The organism is Lactococcus sp. DD01 (assembly GCF_001578715.1).
Lineage (GTDB): Bacteria > Bacillota > Bacilli > Lactobacillales > Streptococcaceae > Lactococcus > Lactococcus petauri.
On sequence record NZ_KQ968939.1, the window covers coordinates 348,100 to 353,170 of the forward strand.

At 32.5% G+C, this 5,071-nt stretch carries 6 protein-coding genes; 3 read left to right on the forward strand and 3 right to left on the reverse strand.

Annotated features, from left to right (window positions below; translation table 11 throughout):
• Positions 1-53: 53 nt before the first annotated feature.
• Positions 54-797, reverse strand: coding sequence for a hypothetical protein (locus tag LACDD01_RS01750; protein ID WP_061413014.1), 744 nt, complete (start codon positions 795-797; stop codon positions 54-56).
• Between the two features lie 215 nt (positions 798-1,012).
• On the opposite strand from LACDD01_RS01750, the gene LACDD01_RS01755 reads away from it, so the two are divergent.
• Complete coding sequence (locus LACDD01_RS01755; RefSeq protein WP_061413015.1) at positions 1,013-1,888, forward strand: cation diffusion facilitator family transporter; 876 nt, start codon at positions 1,013-1,015, stop codon at positions 1,886-1,888.
• A 432-nt stretch (positions 1,889-2,320) separates the two neighbouring features.
• Here the strand turns inward: LACDD01_RS01755 and LACDD01_RS01760 are convergent, their stop codons facing one another.
• Positions 2,321-2,758, reverse strand: coding sequence for a DUF1398 family protein (locus LACDD01_RS01760; RefSeq protein ID WP_061413016.1), 438 nt, complete (start codon positions 2,756-2,758; stop codon positions 2,321-2,323).
• 185 nt (positions 2,759-2,943) lie between these two features.
• Positions 2,944-3,099 (reverse strand): hypothetical protein, encoded by a 156-nt coding sequence (locus LACDD01_RS01765; protein WP_225210226.1) that lies wholly within the window; start codon positions 3,097-3,099, stop codon positions 2,944-2,946.
• Positions 3,100-3,319: 220 nt separating this feature from the next.
• Between LACDD01_RS01765 and LACDD01_RS01770 the strand changes: the two genes are divergently transcribed.
• Together LACDD01_RS01770 and LACDD01_RS01775 are read left to right on the forward strand one after the other, a co-directional pair.
• Complete coding sequence (locus LACDD01_RS01770) at positions 3,320-3,745, forward strand: universal stress protein (protein WP_061414119.1); 426 nt, start codon at positions 3,320-3,322, stop codon at positions 3,743-3,745.
• A gap of 245 nt (positions 3,746-3,990) precedes the next feature.
• The gene (locus tag LACDD01_RS01775; protein WP_004256982.1) at positions 3,991-4,425 is read left to right on the forward strand and encodes a universal stress protein; all 435 of its coding nucleotides are present in this window, start codon (positions 3,991-3,993) and stop codon (positions 4,423-4,425) included.
• The last annotated feature ends 646 nt before the right edge of the window (positions 4,426-5,071 follow it).

Genomic DNA, 5,071 nt, shown 5'->3' on the forward strand with positions numbered 1-5,071 from the left:
TCGTCTAAGAACGTAGATTTTTTATTTATTATTTATAATGTAGGAATAATTGGTTACTCGGCTTTGGGGTATGTATTTGTTGCTACATCATAAGTTACAAGATAAATAGTGCCATCAGGTAAAACCTTGTATAAACCAACGGTTCCGCTCCCACCATTTGCTCGCATTTCTTTTGAAAAAACTTGAATTACAAAAGAATCTTGCGTATTCACAGTATCAAAATAATAATCATCTGGATTAGAAAGATAGCTCTTAAAATAATTAAGTACAGTATCCTTAGTAAAATTATTACTGTCAAGTTGGGCAGCTAAAGTAAAATCAGCAGTAGTACCAGCATTATCTGTAATCTGAATTGTTTCAATCTTATCTGCTGTTGCATTAAAGTTGATCTCTATCTGGCCTTGATTAAAAAGATAAATTTGGTTAAAGGGTTGATTTTCGGTCTTAGATTTAAAAGTACTTTCGTTGATAATGACAGAGCCAATATCTTTTCCGGTATGAGAATAATATTCAATGTGGTCTTTGGTGATGATTAGAACGTCATTGTTGCTGTTTTTATAGAGCCCATGAAAGTTTGAATAGTCTCCTTTAGAAAACTGTTCTAAAGCTTCAGGATAACTTTTTTGCTGCTCACTTGATGCGACAGTATTCTGAGAAGAACTAGGAGTGGATGTAGAGGAGGAACTGTGAGCACTTGACTGTTTATCTTGAGCAAAATTGGCAGTATCCTCTTTTTTATCCGCTCCACAACCAACAAGTAAAAGTAGTGGAATAAGTACTAATATAATTTTTTTCATAAATTAATCTCCTGGTTACAGTATATCATAGATGGAAAGAGTACGCTTTCTTTTACTGTAAAAAAGTAATTTTATAGAATAAAAGGAAAAAAGATGTGAGAAACCTAAAAATAATGCTCTAAACTTTCTTGATTAAATTAAAACAACATTTCATTTTGTTTTTACAATAGTCGATGATACAATAGAAAGGTTACTTTTTTCAGAAGGAGAAGGATATGGAAAACAAGAGATATAAAGAACTGAAAATCGCTGAGAAGGGCGCGTGGATTAGTATTTCAGCATATATCATTTTAGCTTTTACAAAGATATTTATGGGGATATTTGCAAATTCGGAAGCGTTGCGTGCGGATGGTTTGAATAATTTTACAGATGTGATTGCTTCAGTTTCCGTACTCATAGGCTTGAAACTTGCCCGCAAACCAAAGGATAATGATCATCGTTATGGACATTGGAAATTTGAGAATATTGCGAGTATGATTACTTCATTTATCATACTGATGGTTGGGCTTGAAGTTTTATATTCTTCTTTTGAAAAGATTATCAATAATTCTTTCACACCACCAAATCCTTTATCTGCATTAGTCGGTATTGGTTCTGCTTTGATCATGGTGGCTGTGTACATTTATAATAGTAGATTAGCAAAAAAAGTTAATTCGCAAGCTTTGATGGCAGCAGCAAAGGATAACTTAAGTGATGCTTATACATCAATTGGTGCGGCTGTAGCAATTGCGGCTTCTTATCTTCACTTTTATATTTTAGATACAGTAGCGGCTTTTATTATTGGTATTATCATTATTAAAACGGCCGTTGAAATTTTCAGAGAGAGTAGTTTTACTTTATCTGATGGTTTTCCTGAGGAAGATTTAGAAAAATATAAGAAGAATATTTTAAAAATCCCTGGTGTGAAAGGAGTACCATTTCTTAGAGGAAGAACTTATGGTGCCAATATTTTTCTAGATATCGTTATCTATGTGGATGCTCAACTTTCAGTTGCGGAAAGCCACATGATTACCGAGGAAATTGAAAAACAACTGTCCGAAAAGTTTGAAGTTTTTGATATTGACGTACACGTAGAACCTTTTCCTGAATAAAAAAGTACCGGTAATTTACCGGTACTTTTTTGCTTACATGATAGGTAAGAATGAAGTTAACATCATCATTCCAAAAGAAATAATGATGAAAAGAGCAATCGCTACTTTAATAATTGAGGTAAATAAAATTTTAACCATTCCTTAATTCTATCAAAAAGAAAGAAGATAAGCAAAAGAAGCTTAAAATTTTTTAAGCAATGAAGGCCAGCATTTTTGTGCCTACATAAATAAGAAGAAAGAGGCAAACTGCTAAAATAAGCAGTGCTTGAATTAATGCCTTAAAATAAATTTTTATCATAGATGAATTTTAACAAAAATGGTAACAAGAAGCAAAACTTCTGTGATAATGGTTTATCTTATGAAGATGAAAAAACATCACACTCTGCATAGTCGGTAATAAAAAAAGACCTTGATATTTCAAGAGCTTTTAAATTAGGGGAGAAAAGATTCGGTAGATGAAGTCTCGATTTCAACAGTGGGATAGTTTTCTTGATAGACTTGGTCAAATGCGCCAAAATAACTCATCTGTCGTGTAGTGAAATCAATCTCATATCGGATTACGCCCGCTTTCCAAAGTGAAACCAAGAATTCAGGGAAGGAAATTTTACCAGCTTGGTTTGCACGAATATTTTTGATAAGAGCAATTTGATCAAAATCTGGGCAAGGCCCAACACGTCCAATTAAAGGGTTCCCCGGATTTACAAGTGAGCCAGCTTGCGAAAAGTAGAAGCTGTCTCCAGAAGGGAGGTGCCATATATTTTTTACAATTCCTTCCTGTCTTAAACATTCGGCTAGATAGGTAAATACCTTAGATTCAGCGCCGATATGGTTTGCTTTGAGCATTGCTCTTTGAATATTTTTTGAAATCATGTGTACAATCTCTTTTCTATTCAGATGTCTATGATGCCATTAAACCATAATTTAGGTAAGAAGTAAATTTTTGAGGATATATTTAGGGGAAGAGAATTAGATTTTTGAGTACAAAAAAAGGCATCTACTTAAACGTGTGAAGTAGATACCATCACGAGGAATATTCATCCATTGCTATGAGCTCCTTATGCTAATTCTTCCAAGTTTTGCATTGCTTCTTCGATGGTACGACCAAGCCCAAAAACAGCTGGATCATTAGCCAAAAATACTTTAAAAATATCTTTTGAAGTATCTAAAGATACAGTATACTTGAAATTTTTGTTTTTGTTAGTGAATGTCATAATGCATTCTCCTTTCTCTATGTTATATCGACGAAAGGACACTATAACGTACATAACGAAATTCCATAATTATTGTAACACATTCTTTTAAAAAGTACAAAAAAGCTACTTTTAAAAGTAAATCTGAACATTTGCTCTAATTTTTCACTGAAATATTTGAATTGTTACGAGGAAAGAGCGATAATAGATTTAAAGAAAGAATGAAGCGGAGGTACTAATGATGGAAAAACAATATCACAATATTTTAGTTGCACTAGATGGTTCAGATCAATCTTATAATGCAGTGCACGAAGCAATTACTTTAGCAAAGAGAAACAACGCAAAACTTCATGTTTTGACTGTTAAGGATATGGAGCATCATTATGGCATGATAGGCTTTGGTGTCGTCGAAAATCCTGAAATTGATATAATGGCACAAGATATTTTGAAGAAAGCGGCGGAGATTATTGGTGAAGAAGTATCTTATGACAGTTATGAAATTGTTGGTGCGCCCAAACATATGATTGTCCAATTTGCCGGAGATAAGAAGATGGATTTGATTGTTATTGGCGCAACTGGAGCAGGTATGATTAATAAACTCATGTTAGGTTCAACCACCCAGTTTGTTGTAAATCATGCACCATGTAATGTCTTGGTCGTTAAATAGATCCAAAAAGTAGCTTGTCATAGTCTTATTTAAAAGCATTAATTTTTAGTGTTACTTAAGAAAGTGGCGATATAATACAAGTATTCCAGTAAGATGTTTATCTTATCACTTCAATGCGCTCACTTTGTGGGCGTATTTCTTTTATGCCTTTTTCGGTCGAGCATTGCTTTCAAGGAAATGATTTCGTTTTTAGAGGAAGAAAATGTACAATAGAAGTAGAGAAAGATATAAAAGGAGGAATGTTTATGACTGACTATTATAAAAATATTTTGGTTCCTGTGGACGGATCTGAACAATCTTACAAAGCAGTAGATGAAGCGATTCGCATTGCCCGTCTCAATCATGCAAAACTACATGTTCTGACTGTAAAAGATATCAATAAATATTATGGTGCTGTGCATAAAGGTATTGTAGAAACACCAGGATTGGATCAACTTGCGCAAGATATTTTGGCAAACTGTAAAGATATTATCCGCGAACAAGTTGAATATGAAACTTACGAAATTGCAGGTAAGCCAAAACTAAGAATTGTTAATTTTGCAGAAGAAGAAGATAAAAATATTGACTTAATCGTCATTGGTGCAACCGGAACAGATATGTTTGACCGCCTTTTAGTAGGCTCAACAACAAATTACGTCATTAATCACGCACCTTGCAATGTTATTGTGGTTAAAAAATAGTATCCTTTGTTTGATTTAAGAAAGAAAGGTTATACTTTACTTGTTCCAAAATTTTTCATAAAACTCCCAAGTCCTCGTATTGCGAGGGCTTTTTTAATTTTTAAATAACAGTCTCGAAGAACCTTGCTTCCATTTGACATACAACCTATAAGCCAGGAACGTAAAAGCAAATTTTGTTGTATTTTTAATCCTGTTAAAGTGCAAAAAAATATTTGGATAAGAAAAGGACTTTCGTATTTTTGTTTTTTGGAAAGATTTGCTTATTGTGTTCATTTTAAATATATGATATTATGTAAGTGTGAGATAAATGAGAAGTTTTTTGTGAAATAATATTTCGCTACAAAATTTTCTTATGAACATCTGTAAAAAAAACCTTAATTTTATTGAAAGAAGCTCCTGTTTTCAGGGGCTTTTTCAATATTTTTTTATTTTTTAGCCCATTTTTTATTGAATTATATGATTTTCTCTTTCAAAATAACTTTTCTATTATTATTTGAGAAAAATACCGTGAATAGATATACAAAAAAGTGAATTTTATTTCATTTTTTCTGTATATTTTTTTGTTTATACAGGTTAATTGGCAATAAAATTAAGGTTTGTCTAAAAAATGCGAGTGAATAAATAGTTAAAGAAGGAAGAGTAGAGA